The 19,840-nt window shown below is 38.1% G+C and carries 17 protein-coding genes; 6 read left to right on the top strand and 11 right to left on the bottom strand.

The genetic code is table 11. The annotated features are described in order from the left end of the window. Positions 1 to 308: 308 nt before the first annotated feature. The 6 genes from ispG to EZ456_RS22270 all read right to left on the bottom strand — a co-directional run bounded on the left by ispG (position 309) and on the right by EZ456_RS22270 (position 7,051). Positions 309 to 2,285 carry a (E)-4-hydroxy-3-methylbut-2-enyl-diphosphate synthase gene (gene ispG / locus EZ456_RS22245; protein ID WP_131533961.1) on the bottom strand — a complete coding sequence of 659 codons (1,977 nt, stop codon included), beginning with the start codon at positions 2,283 to 2,285 and terminating at the stop codon, positions 309 to 311. Positions 2,286 to 2,376: 91 nt separating this feature from the next. After that, entirely contained in the window at positions 2,377 to 3,723 is a 1,347-nt protein-coding gene (locus EZ456_RS22250) for an alpha/beta fold hydrolase (protein ID WP_131533963.1), read from the bottom strand. A 239-nt stretch (positions 3,724 to 3,962) separates the two neighbouring features. Further along, positions 3,963 to 4,577, bottom strand: a complete 615-nt coding sequence (locus EZ456_RS22255; RefSeq protein WP_131533965.1) for an RDD family protein — start codon at positions 4,575 to 4,577, stop codon at positions 3,963 to 3,965. A gap of 86 nt (positions 4,578 to 4,663) precedes the next feature. Continuing rightward, positions 4,664 to 5,641, bottom strand: a complete 978-nt coding sequence (locus EZ456_RS22260; protein WP_131533967.1) for a LiaF transmembrane domain-containing protein — start codon at positions 5,639 to 5,641, stop codon at positions 4,664 to 4,666. Positions 5,642 to 5,646: 5 nt separating this feature from the next. Beyond that, positions 5,647 to 6,342, bottom strand: a complete 696-nt coding sequence (locus EZ456_RS22265) for a PspC domain-containing protein (RefSeq protein WP_165501394.1) — start codon at positions 6,340 to 6,342, stop codon at positions 5,647 to 5,649. Positions 6,343 to 6,361: 19 nt separating this feature from the next. After that, entirely contained in the window at positions 6,362 to 7,051 is a 690-nt protein-coding gene (locus tag EZ456_RS22270) for an SDR family oxidoreductase (RefSeq protein ID WP_131533971.1), read from the bottom strand. 145 nt (positions 7,052 to 7,196) lie between these two features. Between EZ456_RS22270 and EZ456_RS22275 the strand changes: the two genes are divergently transcribed. The 6 genes from EZ456_RS22275 to msrA all read left to right on the top strand — a co-directional run bounded on the left by EZ456_RS22275 (position 7,197) and on the right by msrA (position 11,837). Next, on the top strand, positions 7,197 to 7,931 hold the full coding sequence (locus EZ456_RS22275; protein ID WP_025145954.1) for an MlaE family ABC transporter permease: 735 nt from the start codon (positions 7,197 to 7,199) through the stop codon (positions 7,929 to 7,931). Continuing rightward, entirely contained in the window at positions 7,931 to 8,683 is a 753-nt protein-coding gene (locus EZ456_RS22280) for an ABC transporter ATP-binding protein (protein WP_086547603.1), read from the top strand. The genes EZ456_RS22275 and EZ456_RS22280 overlap by 1 nt, the downstream gene beginning before the upstream one ends. Before the next feature lie 21 nt (positions 8,684 to 8,704). Then, positions 8,705 to 8,935, top strand: coding sequence for a DUF2281 domain-containing protein (locus EZ456_RS22285; protein ID WP_131533973.1), 231 nt, complete (start codon positions 8,705 to 8,707; stop codon positions 8,933 to 8,935). A gap of 103 nt (positions 8,936 to 9,038) precedes the next feature. Further along, positions 9,039 to 9,920 (top strand): class I SAM-dependent methyltransferase, encoded by an 882-nt coding sequence (locus EZ456_RS22290; protein ID WP_131533975.1) that lies wholly within the window; start codon positions 9,039 to 9,041, stop codon positions 9,918 to 9,920. A gap of 98 nt (positions 9,921 to 10,018) precedes the next feature. Then, positions 10,019 to 11,068, top strand: a complete 1,050-nt coding sequence (locus EZ456_RS22295; RefSeq protein WP_131533977.1) for a hypothetical protein — start codon at positions 10,019 to 10,021, stop codon at positions 11,066 to 11,068. A gap of 226 nt (positions 11,069 to 11,294) precedes the next feature. Then, a complete protein-coding gene (gene msrA / locus EZ456_RS22300) occupies positions 11,295 to 11,837 on the top strand; it encodes a peptide-methionine (S)-S-oxide reductase MsrA (RefSeq protein ID WP_131533979.1) in 543 nt (180 codons plus the stop codon). Here msrA and EZ456_RS22305 read toward each other — a convergent pair whose 3' ends face one another. The 5 genes from EZ456_RS22305 to EZ456_RS22325 form a co-directional block, all read right to left on the bottom strand. Next, on the bottom strand, positions 11,838 to 12,926 hold the full coding sequence (locus tag EZ456_RS22305) for an acyl-CoA dehydrogenase family protein (protein WP_131533981.1): 1,089 nt from the start codon (positions 12,924 to 12,926) through the stop codon (positions 11,838 to 11,840). 35 nt (positions 12,927 to 12,961) lie between these two features. Beyond that, positions 12,962 to 13,582, bottom strand: coding sequence for a nicotinamide riboside transporter PnuC (gene pnuC / locus EZ456_RS22310; protein WP_131533983.1), 621 nt, complete (start codon positions 13,580 to 13,582; stop codon positions 12,962 to 12,964). A 493-nt stretch (positions 13,583 to 14,075) separates the two neighbouring features. After that, positions 14,076 to 16,964 carry a DNA gyrase/topoisomerase IV subunit A gene (locus EZ456_RS22315; RefSeq protein ID WP_131533985.1) on the bottom strand — a complete coding sequence of 963 codons (2,889 nt, stop codon included), beginning with the start codon at positions 16,962 to 16,964 and terminating at the stop codon, positions 14,076 to 14,078. 432 nt (positions 16,965 to 17,396) lie between these two features. Next, positions 17,397 to 19,082 carry a PNGase F N-terminal domain-containing protein gene (locus tag EZ456_RS22320; RefSeq protein ID WP_131533987.1) on the bottom strand — a complete coding sequence of 562 codons (1,686 nt, stop codon included), beginning with the start codon at positions 19,080 to 19,082 and terminating at the stop codon, positions 17,397 to 17,399. Between the two features lie 212 nt (positions 19,083 to 19,294). After that, entirely contained in the window at positions 19,295 to 19,783 is a 489-nt protein-coding gene (locus tag EZ456_RS22325) for a cytidine deaminase (protein ID WP_131533989.1), read from the bottom strand. Between the last annotated feature and the right edge of the window lie 57 nt (positions 19,784 to 19,840).

Here is a 19,840-nt window from a genome sequence, read left to right on the forward strand (position 1 = left end):
TTTTTCGAGTGTCAGATTGAGCTCCCCGATTAAAAATCGGGACAAGTAGTCGAAACACATTTACAAAAACTTAAGGTTCTTCGACAGGCTCAGAATGACATATGGCAAAATGATTTGAGAATTCCTTGGTCTGTCATCCCACACACCGAAAACAAAATGAGTTAATTAAATTACACTTTATACTGGTCTGTGAGGACACAGACCAGGGGATAAGTTCGTTTCTACCAGGATATAGATTCTTCGCTGCGCTCAGAATGACAACACCGTAATTTGTGAGACACAGACCAGGGCGCGCAACGTTTATCTTATTAAACCTTCTCTACCCAATTGCCGTCATCTTTGATAATGTCGATCAGTTCGTCTAAAGCATAGGCAGTAGTTACATTTTTCTTTACCACTTCCTTACCGCGATATAAAGTAATTTTATCTGGCCCAGTGCCTACATAACCATAATCGGCATCAGCCATTTCGCCTGGGCCGTTAACAATACAGCCCATAATACCGATTTTTATTCCTTTCAAATGGTCGGTACGGGAACGGATTAACTGAGTGGTTTCTTGCAAATCGAAAAGTGTTCTACCACAGCTTGGACAAGAGATGTACTCCGTTTTACTGATACGTGTACGTGTAGCCTGTAAAATCCCAAAACTGGTTGAATTTAATAATGACAGGTTTTGACCTTGTGCATCAATCCAAACACCATCTCCAAAACCATCGGTAAATAAGGCACCAATATCGGTTGATGCATACAGCATCAAATTGTCGGCATTTACATCCTGGTAGGTTCTTTTTACAATAACCGGAATCCGAATGTTTTTCTCCTGTAAAGCAACAAAAAATGCTCTTTGTTCTGCCATTCCGTGCACGGCTAACGTTTTGAGGATTAAAACAACATTGGTTAACTGGTTAATTGTTAAATTGGATAATTGCTGTGCATCAACCTCAACAAAGTTTAATAACTCATCTTTAAGGTCAGCTTTATTAAATTCTTCCAGTGAAAATAAAGGATGACAATTATTTTTATCTTTAAGTTTTAACCAGGTTTGGTAGTTGTAAACCTGTTTTAAATTTCCAGGGAAAGAAAAAGATGGCAAATTATCCCCTAAAAAGGCTAAATCGCAAGCCTGATCGGCTAAATTATATTTATCTAAACCTGCGCTGTAATTGTAACCAACTGAACTTAAAAAGTAAGGATCTTTTAAGTTTTCTTTCGAAACATCGATCATCACTACCGGATGATGATGGCCACCAATATGCTGTACAGCAGTGGTAATACGGCGGTTGTATTCGTAAGGGGAATAAGTTGGGAGTTGGGAGTTGGGAGTTGGGACCTTTGCAGGCGACTCAAAACTCCGAACTCCAAGCTCCAAACTCCTTTTCGAGTATCGGTCTGCCAAAGCCTTAGCCACTGGTGCTTCAAACTCAGGATCTTCCGTTAACGAAACACGGATGGTATCGCCCAGTCCATCTTCTAATAAAGTTCCAATACCAACGGCTGATTTAATGCGGCCGTCTTCTCCATCGCCGGCTTCTGTTACGCCTAAATGCAAAGGATAATTCATCCCCTCTTTAGCCATGGTTTCTACTAGCAAACGATAAGCCTGAACCATCACCTGTGTATTGCTGGCTTTCATCGAGATCACCAGATTATAATAATTCTGGTCTTCGCACATGCGGATAAACTCCATTGCCGACTCAACCATTCCACGGGGAGTATCGCCATAATGGCTCATAATCCTGTCGGAAAGCGATCCATGATTGGTGCCTATGCGCATGGCCGTGCCATACTCTTTACAGATTTTTACTAAAGGGATAAACTTTTTGTAAATCCTGCTTAGCTCTGCATTATAAGCATCTTGCGTATATTCTATATTTTCGAATTTCTTTTTATCTGCGTAATTACCGGGGTTAACCCTTACTTTTTCTACAATACGCGCAGCCATTTCTGCTGCGTTTGGCGTAAAATGAATATCGGCAATTAATGGCACATTATATCCGCGAAAACGTAGTTCTTTTTTAATATTGGCCAGATTTTCGGCTTCTTTAATGCTCGGTGCAGTGATACGAACATATTCGCAGCCAGATTCTACCATACGGATAGTCTGCGCTACAGTACCCAAAGTATCCATGGTATCAGTAGTCGTCATCGATTGGATCCTAATTGGATTATGCCCTCCCAATGCAATATCACCAATATTCACTTCGCGGGTTAAATACCTCGAATAAGCGGTTAAACTGTTGCAATATCCGCCAGCCAGATCATGTTTTGCCAATATATTTTCCATCTGTTTGCAAAGATAAGGATTGTTGGAATGTTTTAATGTTGGAATGTTGTAAAAGATGGAGCCAGTGAAAGGCTAATAACCTTACTTGTTTTTATTTATCTAAAAAGGAAAGCACCTTAGTATTAAATTCGGAAACCATTTCTAGAGGTACGTAATGCGTAGCTTTCTTAAAAATAAACAGCTGCGATTTAGAGATATTAGCCGCAATAAATTTAGTGTGTTTCTCTAAAATCATGTCCTTCTCCCCCGCCATTACCAAAACTGGTGCCTTAATTCGCTTTAAATCTAAAGTGGTAATATGTGGCTCAGTAAGCAACATGGTAAATAACCTAACCTGATACTTGGATTTAACATCTGGTCTTGTTTTCAAACTTTCAATTGCCCTGCCAACTTCTTCTAGCGTGCTAGCTGAAACAGCTTCATTTGGATTTGTACATGCTCCCGTGATGGCGAGTTTCTTTACATATTTAGGGTATTTAGCCGCCATAATCAGTCCGGTATTTCCGCCATCACTCCAACCTAAAATGTTTGTTTTGCTGATATGTAAAGAATCAAGTAATGTTTTCATATCATCAGCGTAGAGATCATATGAAAGTGGTCCAGTACTATAATCGGTACTTTTTCCCTGTCCACGGGTATCTACTGCAATAACTTTATATGTTTTGGAGAATATTTTAATCTGTTTTCTAAAAACACTGATCGATTGGCTGTTTCCATGCAATAATAACAAAGGCTCACCTTTTCCATATGTTTCGTAATATAATTCGGCATCCTTTACTTTCACCCTGCCAGCTGCAGCTGTATTGCCTCCGTAATTAATGGGCTGTGGATTAGGATCGTAATCTAGTTTTATTTTTGCTTCACTAATATCTACCCCGTCAATCAATACCTGAACATCATCAATCCACAGCTTCCCGGTACCGTAAAGTACTGGAAAAAGATAAATTTTTGAAGCCTCTTTTTGAAGGGATAGCTTTAAGCTGTATTGCTGCCACCCTTTTGTGCCATTAATTTTGTTGGCCGATAAATTCGTATATTGTAACATGCCATTATCTTCATCCTCAACCCAGGAAGAAAAATCTACGTAATTATCTACATTTTCTAATTTCAGAAAAAATTTTATCTCTAGTTTATTGCCTTCACATTTTACAGGAAGAACAATTTTTGAAAAATCATAAGTTGATTTTATTTCTTCATCAGTTTTTGTAATCAACAACGCGTATTTACCACTATGCTTTTCGGCAGAATCAACTTCTATTTTATAACCACTACCTGGAGTACCAACGCTCCACCCTAGTGGTAATTTAGTTCCCAATATTAACTTCTCAAAACCCAGATTATACTCACTATTTAGCGGCTTTAACGGATCTGATGCGGTTTGGCAAAAAGAGGTAAGTTGATAAAAAGCAAAAGCTGCAGTGAGAAGTGAACGTAACATATGTTAGATTAATTTTCACTAAAACTAACAAATAGTACAATCGCCTAATTTTATTTAACATCTTTTAACTGAAAGCGTAAATTGAAATTGAGTTCTTTTTTAACCGTGGGTGGGTTTGGCATTATTGCATCGGCCCAGGTTTTATAAACGGGATGAAAGCGGCATACTCCGATTTTTCATCGGAGATATAGCGTACAGCCCGGGTAACGAAAATAGATGTAATAACCTTGCTTTTCTGCTTAAATTAGTCGGTCCTTTATCACCAGTGTATTGGCCGCAATATCGTGCCAACACTGATTTTTCTTATTCAGGAAACTGTAGAGATAACCAAAGAAAACAGGAATTACGGATAAGATTTTAGAAAAATTCCGGACCAAAGAAATACCAAAAGAAACCCGGCTACCTTCTAAATCGGTTACTTTAATATTAAGTAGTTTTTTACCTATAGTGGCTTGGCTGGCTGATGCCTCGGCAATACTGCCATAAATTAGTTTAATGATAAATATTGATGGGAATGGGATGAGGAAAGCCATAATCCGTTGATCTTTCCCTTCGATAAAAAGATAACTCGTTAAAATGATAATGCTATATATTCCAAAAATAATAAAATGATCAATCACCGATGCCAACAACCTTTGATCAAAAGCGGCAAAATATTGAGGTGCAGTTTTTTGATAGCTAAAACCCAAAAGCTCACGCAATTCGGGAATTGCGTGAGCTTCTTTATAATCGTCCATTCCGGGCTTACGTATAAAAGTATTCGCACTGATGTTTAAATCTTTCAGTTCGCTTAAATTGTAAGGGCCTTGTGGCTTTCCATTAATTACAACTATATATTCTTTATCAGGATTCATTGGAATTTTAAGATTTTAGGATCAAAGTTTTTAAAGGCCAGACCATGTAAAGTCTTAAACCTTCCACCCTCAAACCTTCAACCTTTCTAGTATCTACTTACCTCAAAGTTACTCAATCCACCATCTAAATTAATAAAGATTTTTTTGGTCGAGGTTTTATAATTTGAGGTTTCGTAAACGCCATCGCTCAACTTTTCAAAACCATCGAAATCTTTCGCTGACAAACCTGTTTTGGTTTTAATTCGGCAGCCAGAGTTAGTAGGTACCTTAATCTTCACATCGGCCACACCAGATTTTACAACTACATCGGTAATTGGCAATAAATCTCCGAATTTAATATCCAAAGCTGCCGCTCCACCATCAAAACGGAAGGTACGCACTTTATAACTAGCAAAATCAAAGTTTGCTTCACCAGCACCGAGTTTCATTAAAATATCCCAGTTGGCCTCTTTATTTAATTTAAAGTTAACATCGTTGCCCCCATCGCCAAAATTCCACTTGCTCTTTTTATCTTCCATTTGGAAAGTAAGTACAGTAGCACTATCGGTAAGCAATTTCTTTAAAGAGAAGTTACCATGTCTTTTCTTTACGTCGGCACTGATCAACTCCGATGTTTCGCCATCAAGATTAAATGAAATGCCACCCCCAGAAATATTTAATACCGTTTTTTTCGCATTATCGGCAGCTACAAATGGCTCAGATAAACTTAGGTGATTATACGAAGTGTCGCTATCCTCATCATCGTTGTCGCCATCATTATGGTCGATATTAACATCTATATCTTTTTTAAAATGACGTCCCCACCAGTTACCACGCTCAGGTACTTGCTGCCCTTTATAAAAAAGGAAGGACAAAGCCACCACTAAAACGCCAATAGAAATGATACTGCCTGTTTGCGAATTGTTTTTATTAAACAGGATATTTAAACCTGCTATGATTAAGAATACCGGCCAAAAGCTCCAAACGTTGCGCCAATAAAAATTGATTACGCCAAAATTTTCGAGTAGAAGTACACCGCCAATAAAAAGCAGGATAATACCCCAAATTAATCTATCTAATTTCATTTTATTTATACTTGAGGGTTAGCGGATGTTGAATTATCGTCTTTGTTACCAGGTGTTGTAGGCTCATTTTCTACAATGGTTCCAGAAAAATCGGCTGTTTTTTGTTGTTCAGCCTCCTGTTGATTCTGAAAAGCCGCCCAGTCATTCTTTCTTTTTGATTTGGCTATAATACTTACACCTAGGGCAATAAATATCAATGGCCACATGTACCTGAATAAATTGCGGATACTAAACCAATCGGGTATAAAATCCATTTCACGCATCAGGAAAAAACATCCTATCACTAACAATACCAATCCACCTATAGTGCGGCCAGTATCATTAGATTTATTGAATTTGTCGAAATTGGGCTGTGTTTCGAAAGGTGTTTTCTGTGTACCATCTACAGGTTGTGTCCAATTCTGATTTCCCTGATTAGCAGGTCCCGCAAAAGGATCGGCAGTTCCAAATGGTTGTGGATTTGGGTTTTTATTACCGAAATAATCATTAAATTTCGAGAATCTTGCAGCCGGATCATTATTAACCGGAACAATAATCCACATTATAATATAGGCAACCAAGCCACCTCCAGCCATAAATATAGCCGATAATGCAAACAATAATCTAATTATGGTAACCTCCACCTGCATGTAATCTGCAAGTCCCGAAGCTACACCGGCAATCATCTTATCGTGTTCGTTTCTAAAAAGCTTCTTTTCCATAACGTTGTTCATTTTGTGTTTAAAAATCAAGCGGAGTAATCAAAACCTCATCTACATTTACCCCTTTACTTAAGTTTAAAATGGTAAACAAAGTTTCTGCAATATCATCAGGCTGTACAAATTTTTCATCAGGAATTGTTGTTCCTTCCCAGGATGAAGTTTTGGTAGAGCCTGGCAAAAATGCAGTTACTTTTACATTGTGAGGTGCTAACTCTTGCCGCAATACATGATTAAGACTTAACATCGCTGCTTTTGTTACACTATAACTACCTCCATTTTTTACAGGTGCTTTACTGGCCACTGAACAGATGTTGAATATATGGCCTCGCTTTGCAGAGCGCATTTTTTTACCAAAAAATTTACTGATGTAATAACTGGCATTCGTATTTAAATGCTGCTGCTTTTCGAAGGTTTCATCATCCTCATCGAGCATACTGCCAGGTAAAAAGATCCCCACATTGTTTACTAAAACATCTACATGATCAAAATTTATAGCGGTCGAATTTAAAAAAGCATACACTTCTTCTTTAACTGAACAATCGGCTACCTGGATAAAAATAGCATTCCCATAAAGGGTTAATTCTTGTCGAAACTTTTCAAGTTCAGCTAAACCTCTTGCTACCAAAATTAAATCGTACCCATTTTGGGCAAATTTAATCGCAATAGCTCTGCCAATTCCTTTAGTTGCTCCCGTAATTACAGCTTTCATTATTTATGGTTTAATTTTTGTTAACAAAAAACCATATTTATATTCAAAACCACGAATATTTTTGCAATTAGCAAAGCGCTCCAACTTTTTTATCGTTTCTTTGTAGTATTATAATGATCATTTAAATTAAGCAAATACATACGGAATGAATTTTACCAATTTCGGCAGATACATCCTGCTACTCAAGTCTGTATTCAGAAGGCCGGAAAAACTGAAAATTTACCTGAAAGAAATCGCCAAACAAATGGATTATGTTGGTGTAGGCTCTTTAGGGTTAATTGCTATTATCTCTACTTTTATCGGTGCAGTAATGACTTTACAAATTGCTTTCCAGCTGGTTAGTGATTTTATTCCCAAAACAATTATCGGTTCTGTAAACCGCGACTCTAGTATATTAGAGTTAAGCCCAACCATTAGTGCCATTGTACTGGCAGGAAAAATTGGTTCGGCCATTTCATCAGAAATTGGTTCGATGCGTGTTACTGAACAGATTGATGCACTGGAAATTATGGGTATAAATGCTCCAGGATACTTAATCCTTCCCAAAATTATTTCGGGCATAACCATGGTACCTATGCTGGTTATCATCTCTATGTTCTTAAGTATTACAGGTGGCTACATTGGTGGTTCTATTTCTGGAGCGGTTACGCCTGCAGAATACATACAAGGTATTACTACTGATTTTAATCCTTATACCATCGTAGTTGCGCTAGTAAAAGCTTTTGTATTTGGGTTCATCATTACATCAGTTCCGGCATACGAAGGTTTTTATGTTCGAGGTGGTGCTTTAGAAGTTTCGCAGGCCAGTACCAGAGCCGTTGTAATTAGCTGTATCTCTATTCTTGTTTGCGATTATTTAGTTACTCAACTTTTATTGTAATGATCGAAATTAAAGATATTTATAAATCGTTCTCTGGAAATGATGTATTACAAGGCATATCCGGAAAGTTTGAAGAAGGTGTAACCAATTTAATTATCGGTGGTTCCGGATCAGGAAAAACAACTTTACTGAAATGCATGGTAGGTTTGCATCAGCCAGACTCTGGCTCGGTATTGTACGATGGCCGCGATTTTACACCGATGACCTACGAGCAACGTATCGAGGTGCGTAAAGAAATCGGCATGTTATTTCAGGGATCTGCCCTTTTCGATAGTATGACTGTTGAAGAAAACATCATGTTTCCATTAAACATGTTTACTGATCAAAGCAGAAAAGAAAAGCTTGAAAGAGTTGATTTTTGTTTAGAACGGGTTAACCTTGCAGGTAAAAACAAATTATTCCCAGCAGAACTATCTGGTGGAATGAAAAAACGCGTGGGTATTGCGCGTGCCATTTCTATGAACCCGAAATATTTGTTCTGCGATGAGCCTAACTCGGGTTTAGACCCTAAAACCTCGATCGTAATTGATGAACTGATTCAGGAAATTACTGAAGAATACAAAACCACAACCATTGTTGTAACACACGATATGAACTCCGTGATGGGTATTGGTGATTATATTCTCTTCTTACACGAAGGAAAGAAATTCTGGGAAGGTAGCAACAAAGAAATTGCACATACGGATATTAAAGAATTAAATGATTTTGTATTCGCTAGCCGCTTTATGAAAGCTGCAAAAGATAAGTTTTAGGAAAATTCTTATATTTGTATTATGACTACGGCCACAAAAAATATCCTTCATAAATTGGAAACCTTACCAGAAAGCATGGTAAACGAGGTTGAAGATTTTATTGATTTTTTAAAAGCCAAACACTCCAAGAACCTTTATAAGTCAGAAACTGAAAACAAAAAAATTGTTGAAGAACCAAAAAGCTTATATGGTGCTGCAAAAGGTACAATTCTTTATGTTTCTGATGATTTTAACGAGCCGATAAATTTATAATAAATAAAATCGTCATTGCGAGGCACGAAGCAATCTCCTTCTGTATATTTATCGCATTAAGATTGCTTCGTGCCTCGCAATGACGGACTATACATAATAATACATGATACAATTACTTGCCCCAACTCACTGGAAAGATTATGAACTGATAGATTGCGGGGATTTTGAAAAATTAGAACGTTTTGGAAATGTAACCCTTATCCGCCCCGAACCTCAGGCAGTATGGAAAAAAACATATTCAGAACAGGATTGGAAAAAAACGGCCAATATTACTTTCAGGGGCCGTTCGGCTACCTCTGGCGAATGGGTTAAAAAAAATCAGTCCATCCCAGACCGTTGGCATGTAGAATATAAAAACAACGAAGTGGCCATTAAACTCCGTTTAGGCCTAACTTCTTTCAAACATGTAGGTGTATTCCCTGAGCAGGCTGTAAACTGGGATTTTATCTCTTCTTCGATTAAAAAATTTAAAACGCCACAGCCTAAAGTTTTAAATCTTTTCGCCTACACCGGTGCTGCATCACTAATTGCCAATGCAGCAGGCGCTGAAACTACCCATGTAGATTCAATTAAACAGGTAGTTACCTGGGCAAATGAAAACCAGGAACTTTCCGGATTGAAAGATACCCGTTGGATGGTAGAAGATGCTCTAAAATTCGTGAAAAAAGAACTAAAAAGAGGCAAAAAATACAATGGAATTATTTTAGATCCTCCTGCTTACGGCCATGGCCCTAATGGCGAAAAGTGGAAACTCGAAGATCATATCCAGGAAATGATGCAGGATGTGGTACAGCTTCTGGATGAAACAGAGCATTTTTTAATCTTAAATACTTATTCACTAGGTTTTTCGTCGGTAATTGTAGAAAATTTAATCCGTACATCATTTCCATCTGCTAAAAACCTCGAAACAGGAGAATTGTTTCTACAGGCTACATCGGGCATTAAACTACCGCTGGGTGTTTTTGGCAAATTCTGCAATGTGTAAATGTTGATTACTTTATTTTAAACTACCAGATTTCCACCCTACTTTCATCAAAACAGATTCGGAAAACTGTCTAAACTTTAATTATCTATATAATATCTATGAAATTTCCTCAATTAGCAGGCACACTAATACTTGGTTTTGCCGCAATCAGCTTATTTGCCAACTGTAATTCAGACGGCAAGAGTAGTGGCGGTATCGGTAAAATCTTTTCATCTGATTCGACCAAAAAGAAAACGGACTCAACGGTAAACGTAATGAAACCGGTTGATCCAAAGCTTTACGATTCGTTGGTGAAAAAATTGGCAAACGGAGATACTACCGGAAGATGGCCTGTAAAAAAACAACCATATCCTTTGGCCGGGGCTATTTTACCTTTTAAACGCATAGTTGTTTATTATGGAAACCTGCATTCAAAAAAAATGGGTGCACTTGGCGAATATGCGCCTAAAGAAATGTGGCAGCGCTTAAATGCCGAGGTTAAACATTGGGAAAAAGCTGATCCTTCTACTCCGGTACAACCAGGATTACACTATATTGCTGCCGTAGCAAGTGGAACACCAGGAAAAGATGGAAAATACATCAATAGAATGGGCAATAAACAAATCGACTCAGTTTTGAAAATCGCCAAAATGCAACCCAACACCATTGTATTTCTAGATCTTCAGGTGGCTTTAAGCACTATAAAAGCTGAGTTACCACATATCGAAAAGTATCTGCAATTGCCATACGTTCATTTAGGTATCGATCCTGAATTCTCAATGAAAGACGGAACATTACCCGGCAAAAAAATCGGCACATACGATGCAGCTGATATTAATTACGTAACGGGCTATTTAGCAGATCTTGTTAAAAAATACAATTTGCCTCCAAAAGTATTTGTATTGCACCGTTTTACTAAGAAAATGGTAACCAATTCTCCAAGTATCAAATTACGCCCAGAAGTTCAGGTGGTAATGCATATGGATGGATGGGGTGAACCTGAATTAAAAAAAGGAACCTATCGCCACTTTATACAGGGTGAACCTGTACAGTTTACGGGTTTTAAAATATTTTACAAGAATGATCTAAAGAAAGACCCTAAGCGCCTGATGACTCCAGAAGAGCTCTTAAAGCTTACTCCAAAACCAATATATATTCAATATCAATAATACTAAAGCCCGTGACCGAAAATCACGGGCTTTTTGCTTATCAAATAATTTTTGACAGAAAAAGTTTATAATTTTTTGTACAGCGTATAAATACTATATTGATCCCCTGTAAGTTATTGGCTTCAAAACCTATAAGAATAATCGGTCTTTAGTCATACTGTAATATCAAAAAAATGTCTTTTTTTGATTGTTTTAAAAGTTGGAATAGATTTTAGATATGTAGAATATGCAAACAGCAACATTTGGCGGAGGCTGCTTTTGGTGCACCGAAGCCATTTTTCAGACGTTAAATGGAGTAAGCCAGATTACATCAGGCTACATGGGGGGAGATTTAAAGCATCCAACCTATATGGAAATTTGTAATGGTAATACCGGGCATGCAGAAGTGATTCAAATCGCATTTGATGAAAGTATTATTTCGTTCAATGAACTTCTATTGGTATTCTTTAAAACCCATAACCCAACAACCCTAAATAGGCAGGGTAATGATGTTGGTACGCAATACCGTTCGGTGATTTTTTACGAAAATGAAGATCAGAAAAAACAGACGGAGGAAATGATAGAAGATTTAACCCAACAACATATTTTCGACAAGCCAATTGCTACAGAAGTTTCTCCTATAGCCGAATTTTATGAGGCTGAAGACTATCATCAAAATTATTTCAGCGACAACCAAGGGAAGCCTTACTGTGCATTTGTGATACAACCAAAGCTGAATAAATTTGCTAAAGATTTTAAAGATAAAATTAAACCAGAGCTTTTGGAATAATTAAACTTCGAAGGTAAGTAAGGCATGCTGACTAGCAGTATGAATATCTCTCCAAACCCTATTAATTTCTGATTCTTTTTTTGCAGCCTCTAAACCACAGTACGGAAATAAAGTAGCTGCCGACTTCCAGCAGGTATGGGCCAATTTACGGCTGATTGAGCTCACCTCAATTAATTTATCCTCATTAATTTCACCATTCTCCATTAACTGATTCCAGGATTCGTCAAACGTATGGTAGAATTTTGCACGAAGGTTTAACACTTCTTCTTTACAACGGTTAAGTTCGTTGTTGAAAAACAAAATTTGCTCCTCGTTATATCTTCCTAGTCCAGAACGCGAATAAAAAGATTGTTCTACCAGTTTAATAAAATGATTGGTCATTCCTAAACTATTTACCGTTAACGTAGTTTCTGCGAGCTGTAAAAAAGGATAATCAAAGCCAGAATCAGCTACTTCTATATGCTGATTAATTTTAAAGGTTCTATTTTCATCAACGTATAAGTCGCAAACTTCAAAAGCATGGCTACCTGTTGCAATCAAACCAAAGTAAGACCAACCTGGTAATATATTTACTTCCTCCTTCTTAACGATGAATGATTTAATTTCAGGTTCTCCGTTTTCATCCAAAATATCATCGCCATTTTCATTTTTAAGTGTGCAATTGGCTGTAAATATGGTGGCGTGTAATGCACCACTGGCATAACTCCATTTCCCATTGAGTAGGTAACCCGTTTGTGTTTTAATGGCCACGCCGCCAACAGCACCACTCCCGGCAAAACAAACTTCACGATCGGCAAAAATCTCTTCAGCCAATTCAGGATTTAAAAACCCGGCAAACCAGCCTGCACCGGCACAAAGTGTAATGGTCCAGCCTAAACTTCCATCAGCCTCAGCCAATTCTTCTTCTAGCCTTAAAATTTCAGGAAGCTTTTTATTTGGTCCACCATAAATTTCGGGTACAAAAAGCTTAAACCAATTTTCCTGATAGGCCAGTTCTAAAATTTCGGGATGAAGTTTACCCATTTCTTCTGAAAGTGCGGCATAAGCTTTTACTTTTTCCTGCCAGGTGGTGGTTAATGTTTCTTGCATGATTATTTTTTTTCTTGCTTCGTGTAAGAAGATAATTAAACCAATTTGAGTCTGCTCTTATTGATGATTTTCTTCCAGTCTAAAAACCCAAATATTGCTACTGTGAACAAAAACGTAGTTAAACAAGCCATAAGTGGAAGCTTTTTATGGAACAGCAATGGAATGGCTACAATATTAGAAATATTCAGGAAAATCCAGTTTTCTATTTTACGCTTGGCTAACAGCCACATGCCCGCCCATGCTGTTGAAGATACAAAGGCATCAAAAACTGGCACATCCGAATCAGTATAATGTTTCAATACCAGATAAAGCACCCCGAAACCAATCACAGAAATTAAAACAGCAATGGTTAATTCATTATTGCTCGACCATGAAACCTGGTTTTCACCATCTTGTTTTCTTTTTTTCCAGATTATCCATCCGTAAACGCTCATGACCAGATAATAAATGCTTAGCAAAGTTTCTGCATACAGCTTTACATTTAAGAGTAGAAACATCGATAACAGGATCGAAATTATTCCTGTAGGATAAAGCCAGATACTATTCTTCTTTGCCAATAAAACTTCAGATACCCCAAAACCAACAGCCAGCCATTCGATTAATGAGGTGTGTAAAATCTGCTCCTGAAAAAGCTTAAACCAATCTTGAAAATTCATTTACAATAATTTGCTTTGCAGCCGGTAAAATAATTAGATACCGTTTTCGGGGCGAAACAGTTTTGTAAATTTTAACCTCTTCCTACGGCGGCATTACCCGCATCAGGTTCATTAGAAGGTGGAAGGTTTGTGGTGTAGGGTGTAAGGTTAAAAAAACCTATACCTTAAACCTTTTGGCTTAAACCTCTAAATGGGTATAATCTCAGCAAATTGATGACAACAGAAATTGCAACATCAAAAAGCACCCCTTTGAGCAAGGCAAATATAGGTTAAAAAATGAAGGGTTTTGATTTTTATTCGAGTTTGCAGTTCTGAGAGGTTAATTTTTAGCAAAGCTTTGGTGTTCAAATAGCTATTATAAGAGGTTTGTCATTCCCAACTTGATTGGGAATCTTAAAGCTTATTACATTAGGATTCCCACCTGCGTGAGAATGACAAACCGCCGAGGACTATATATGGCCAAATCAATTAAATTGACAACCATAGAATCTATTTAGAACAAGCCTAACTGCCCTTTATCATCAATATCGATATCATCCGGATTGGTGATTTCGAAATCTACCTTTTTAACGGGTTTCTCTTCTGTATCAGGTTTTTCTTCAACTTTGGTCTCTTCCTGCTTAACAGGCTCGGGTTTTGGTTTTTCAGCCACCGATTTTTCTATAGTAACAGATTTTCCGGCCTTAACAGCAGGTTCTTCCTTACGTTCGAATTTTGGTTTTGGCTGCTCCACAACAGGCTTATCGATCACCTTTTGGGGCAGCTCAGTTTCTGTTGCTGCTTCCTCATTTGTATCGCCATCTTCGGCAGTTGATTCATCACCATCTTCAATTGCTGAATCCTCTCCTTCGTCAACTGCTATTTCCTCAACCTCTTCAAGTTCTATCTCAGGTTCTTCTAACACCACTTTCTGAACATCATGTGGTGACAGCCTATTACCATTCGCTTTCAGCCCTTTAACATCAATCAGTTCTGCCAAGGTTAAATCCAAAGTTTCTGGAATTTGCGTTTTGCCTTTTAAAACATCGACAATAATTTTAGCAGCAGGATTAGCTGTTAAATACAATAACCTCGATTTCTGTTCCTCGCTGATGAAAATGGTTTTTCTACCGTTGGCCTGCAATTCGAATGCAAAACGTTTGATAAAATAATTTTGTGCTTTACCGTCGAAATGAACCGCAGCAAAAATCTTCTCCGGATCGAACTTCTGGATCAAGATCAGGCCGTCATCGAAGTGGTTACTCAATTCGAAAGAACTTAACTCGTAAAAGCCATCTTTATGTACCTGTAAAATACGATCGTCGCCATCAAATTCGCCAAGGTATTTTCCACGGCCATCAACATTTAAGCGTTTTAATAAATCATCATACCAGATTTTCAGTCCTGATAAGGTAGAAACGCCTTTGCTCTTCAAAATAATTTTCTTAACGGGATATTTCGAAATGATATTCCCCTGCGAGCCACGTCCTTTAATGGCAACTTCTGCAAAATCCTGATCAAACTGAAGTTTACGCAATTTAGAGTGCGGTTTTAATGCAACATTCACAATTTCTGCCTCTCCGTTCGGGTTGGCTGTAAAGTATAAAACCTTTGATCCCTTCGATCCTTTAGTTAAATCGTATTCCTTATCACGTGTTACACCAACAACTGCAAACCTTTTAATGTAAGATGTACCACTAGCGCCATCCTTATAAACCATATTGTAAATGGTCCGTTCGTCATTTTTCTTAAATACCTGTGCGTGTATGATGCCTTTACCTACAAAGGTCTTATCGGCAACTTTGGTGATAGTGCATTTACCATCTTCACGGAAAACAATTACTTCATCAATATCCGAGCAGTCTGCTACGAACTCATCTTTACGTAAACCAGATCCGATAAATCCATCTTCACGGTTCATATACAGCTTTACATTGGCCAGCGCTACTTTCGATGCCTCTACCCGATCAAATAAACGGATTTCGGTTTTACGTTCTCTTCCCTTTCCGTATTTATCCTTCAGTTTTTGATACCAGGCAACAGCATAATCGGTAAGGTGTTTTAAGTGATTTTTAACCACTTTAATTTCATCTTCCAGATTTTTCATCTGCTCATCAGCCTTTTTCACATCAAAACGGGTGATGCTACTCATTGGCTTATCGATTAGTTTCTTAAAATCTTCAGGTAAAATTTCGCGATATAATGATGGTTTAAATGGATCAAATAAAAGATGTAATACCTCTACAACCTTTTCAAAATTGGTTGAGTTTTCATATTCAGGATTTTTGTACATCCCCTCCTGAATAAATATTTTGAGTAAAGAACTAAAGAAAATTTTCTCCTGCAACTCGTGCAAACGAATCTCTAATTCCCATTTTAATAAATTCTTGGTGTGTTTTGTATTCTCAATAAGAATATCGTTCACACTTAAAAAAAGTGGCTTATCACCTTGAATAATACAGGTATTTGGCGAAATAGACACTTCGCAGGCTGTAAAAGCATAAAGTGCATCAATGGTAACATCGGGCGAAATGCCAGGTGCCAGGTGCACCACAATTTCTACATTGGCTGCAGTATTATCTTCAATCTTTTTGATTTTGATTTTGCCTTTATCGTTAGCTGATAAAATGCTATCAATAACAGAACCCGTGGTGGTGCTAAATGGAACTTCGGTAATCACCAAAGTCTTTTTATCCTTCTCGGTTATTTTTGCACGCACGCGAATTTTACCTCCGCGCTGCCCTTCATTGTAATTCGAAAAATCGGCCATTCCACCCGTAAAAAAATCGGGTAGAATATTTGGACGGACATTTTTTAATACTTCTATCGATGCATCCAACAATTCGATAAAATTGTGTGGCATTACCTTGGTAGCCAAACCTACCGCAATACCCTCAGCACCCTGTGCCAATAACAAAGGGAATTTAACCGGTAAAGTTATGGGTTCGTTGTTACGTCCATCGTAACTTAACTGCCATACCGTGGTATCCGCATTAAACACCACATCATTAGCAAATTTTGATAAACGTGCCTCTATATAACGCGGTGCTGCAGCACTATCGCCAGTAACCGGATCGCCCCAGTTACCCTGCATATCAATCAGTAAATCTTTTTGCCCAATCTGCACCATTGCATCGCCAATAGATGCATCGCCATGTGGGTGATACTTCATCGTATTACCGATTACGTTGGCGGCTTTATTGAAACGCCCATCATCCATCTCCTTAAGCGAGTGCATAATGCGTCGTTGAACGGGTTTTAAACCATCGTTAATGTGTGGAACTGCCCTATCGAGAATTACATAAGACGCATAATCGAGAAACCAGTTTTCGTATAAACCGTTGATTGGGGTTATGGTATGTTTGTGCTCTTCGTTTACGTTTTGATCTAATTCTTCACTCATTTATTTACAAAAATTGGCAGCCGTAAATATAATAAAAATGATTTCATAGAATGAAGAGAGGTTATTCACATTTCAAGATCGAAAATTTGTTTTTAATGGTTTTGGAAAGCAGGGTTCCGCAGGGCTTTTTAATGTTTCATCCGGCTTTCCGATGCGATCTTTTTTGCCTCCAGCTCTGCCCTGGGCAGCAAAAAAGGATCTCCTCTTCAATCCGGTTTAGAAAGATAGTTTTGTGGTGCTATTTAAGGTTGCAGGGTGTATAGAACGACCTCCAATATAATTATCCGATGAAGAAAACAAAAATATTGTCATCCTGAGCCCGTCGAAGGACAAATGTTCTTTTGACCAGTAAAGGTCTTCGACAAGCTCAGACTGACAACAATTGTGTTTATCAGTGAAATTGAGGCAAGGGGTGGTTAATAAATCGTGTCCCTATTCCACTCCCAACAATACACCCGAAACATTCCATGCGCTTGAGCTCGAACCTTCAGGCTTACCCATTGGGATGGTTACTTTTATAGTATGTGCGCCTGCCTTTAAATCGCCTAAGCTGATCCATTCCGGATTGGTAACCGTTCCCGGGCACCAGTTCGAGCGGCTTAAATCAGATGAGGAAAGACCAGTTTCGAAATTTCCAGAGGCAGGGTTCGATAATCGGTAAGAACCGCAATCCTGTCGCCATGGCGTAAAAGCGAATGCTTCTTTTTCATCCAGCCAGATGGTATTTTTTCTTGGCACAAACTCATCTCCATTACCCCAGCCACCATGACCAGTCGTAATGTAACGCAGTTTTGCATCTTTTAGGTCCTTAGCCAAGGTAAAGGAAACCTCTAAACCTTTATCACTACTGAACATCGTTGCATATTCTTGTCCAGCCATTTCCATTACATTAGTCGAATTAAATAAAGGCAAAATAACTTCTTTGGCTTCTTTTTGTCTTCCACCGTTATGAAGTGTAATATTTAAAGAAACTTTATGTCCTCCTTTATCGTAATTACCAACAAAAACAGCTACCCAAACTTCTTTTCCATTTACTAGCGGAAACAATTCTGAAACATCCTGCCTGTAATAAACTTTCTCCGCCCAATTTTTATCTTTCAGTTTTAAGGTATTGTATTTACCAACCCCAAAAGGGGTAAAGAAGCGCATCAACTCTATAACAGGATTATAATTTGCTGTGGCAACAACACCCTGGTATTTCTTCCCATTGCCATTATCATAAACTGGTAAGTCTTTAACCGAATTTTTAAGCGCATCCATTAAACTGATTTGTTTATCTGTCGGGATGATAAACACCGATCCCGTTCTATCGTAAGCATCGCCATTCGATTGTTCAGTTAAATCGACAAAAACGTTAGGGTTAGACTGAAATTCAGGGAATTTAACTTTCCTTGCAATCACTGTTCCTCCCGCAAACCGGAATATAGAGTCATTCGATTGTGGTTTATCAATAAAATTAATCGTTTCGTTATTAAAAACACTTAGTGTGGTAAACCTGCTTTTCCAGAGTAAATCTTTATAGGTTAATCCATCAGTTAGCTTGGCACTTATTTTTTGCAAATCGATTGGTTTCGAATTTTTAACTTCTTCAATTTTTGTAGCAGTTACAAAGCTACTGCCATTACGCACTTGCTCTAAAACCAGACCGAGACTCTGGCCCAAACTGGTTGGTGCAGCTTTTATACCCGCATCAGTAGTATACCATAAATCTATTCTATTTGAATTTACAACAGTAGTGGCCTTTTTACAGGTATAACCCAAAATTACTTTGGTTTCATTACTCAACTCAAAAGTTTGTTTGCCAATTGCAGCACTGTCGGCGGTTGCAATCTGCTTATCTGCACTTAAATCGGCAACCTGAAATAAAATTTGTGCAGGTTTGGTAACAATGTTCTGCTCGTAAGGATACTTTGCTTTACGATCAAGAATAGCTGCATTGCTGATTAAATTCTGATTTGCGGAAGCCATCACTACTGTGGCATTCCGGTCCTCTTTCGGCTTTCCGTCAGCCGAACGGAAGTAAACTATTTTATAAACCGCATTACTTTTAAGTACGGCTTGGGCGTTTGCGCCAAAAGAAATAAAAAGGGATAATGTAAGGATGTAGAAATGTTTCATTGTGGTTAAAAAAACCAAATATAAGCATAAAAGTCCGAGGTCCGAGGTCAGGAATTGGAAGAAAGAATTACATTCTAATAGAAAAGTCGTCATTGCGAGAAGGAACGACGAAGCAATCTTAGAACGATGGCTTATAGCGACCGCATTAAGATTGCTTCGTCGGCTGAAAAAGCCTTCTCGCAATGACGACCTGTCGAGAAATGCGTCCCCGCCTACCTCTCCAACCTATCCTCAACAAAAGCAAAAGGCAATAAACTCTTCACACTTGAAACTTTTAATACTTCTCCGTTTAGGCAATAAAAAATCACCTCAATTGGTGCATTTTGCTTACGTTCAAACTCTGCCATCACCTGCAAACAGCCGCCACATGAGGTAATGGGTTTTAAAATTTCAAAATTATCAGTTTGGGCAGTTATGGCCATACTTTCTATAACAGCATTTGGATAGGTAGCACCAATGGTAAAAAGGGCGACACGCTCTGCACAAAGTCCTGATGGATACGCTAAATTTTCCTGATTGCTTCCTAATACCGTTTCGCCAGAGGCCAAACGGATTGCCGTACCAACCCTGAATTTAGAATAAGGAGAATATGAAGTTTTTAAAGCCTGCTCTGCAAGTTCACAAAGCGTCCTATCCACCAATTTTAATTCTGTAATACTTTCGTATTGTTCAAAAGATATATTTAGATTTATTGAATTCATTTGTAACTGATTATGAAACCGCCAATGTTAAATTTTTATAGCGGGCGAACAATTTAA

Origin of the sequence: Pedobacter psychrodurus, from assembly GCF_004331735.1 — a bacterium.
GTDB classification, from domain to species: domain Bacteria; phylum Bacteroidota; class Bacteroidia; order Sphingobacteriales; family Sphingobacteriaceae; genus Pedobacter; species Pedobacter psychrodurus.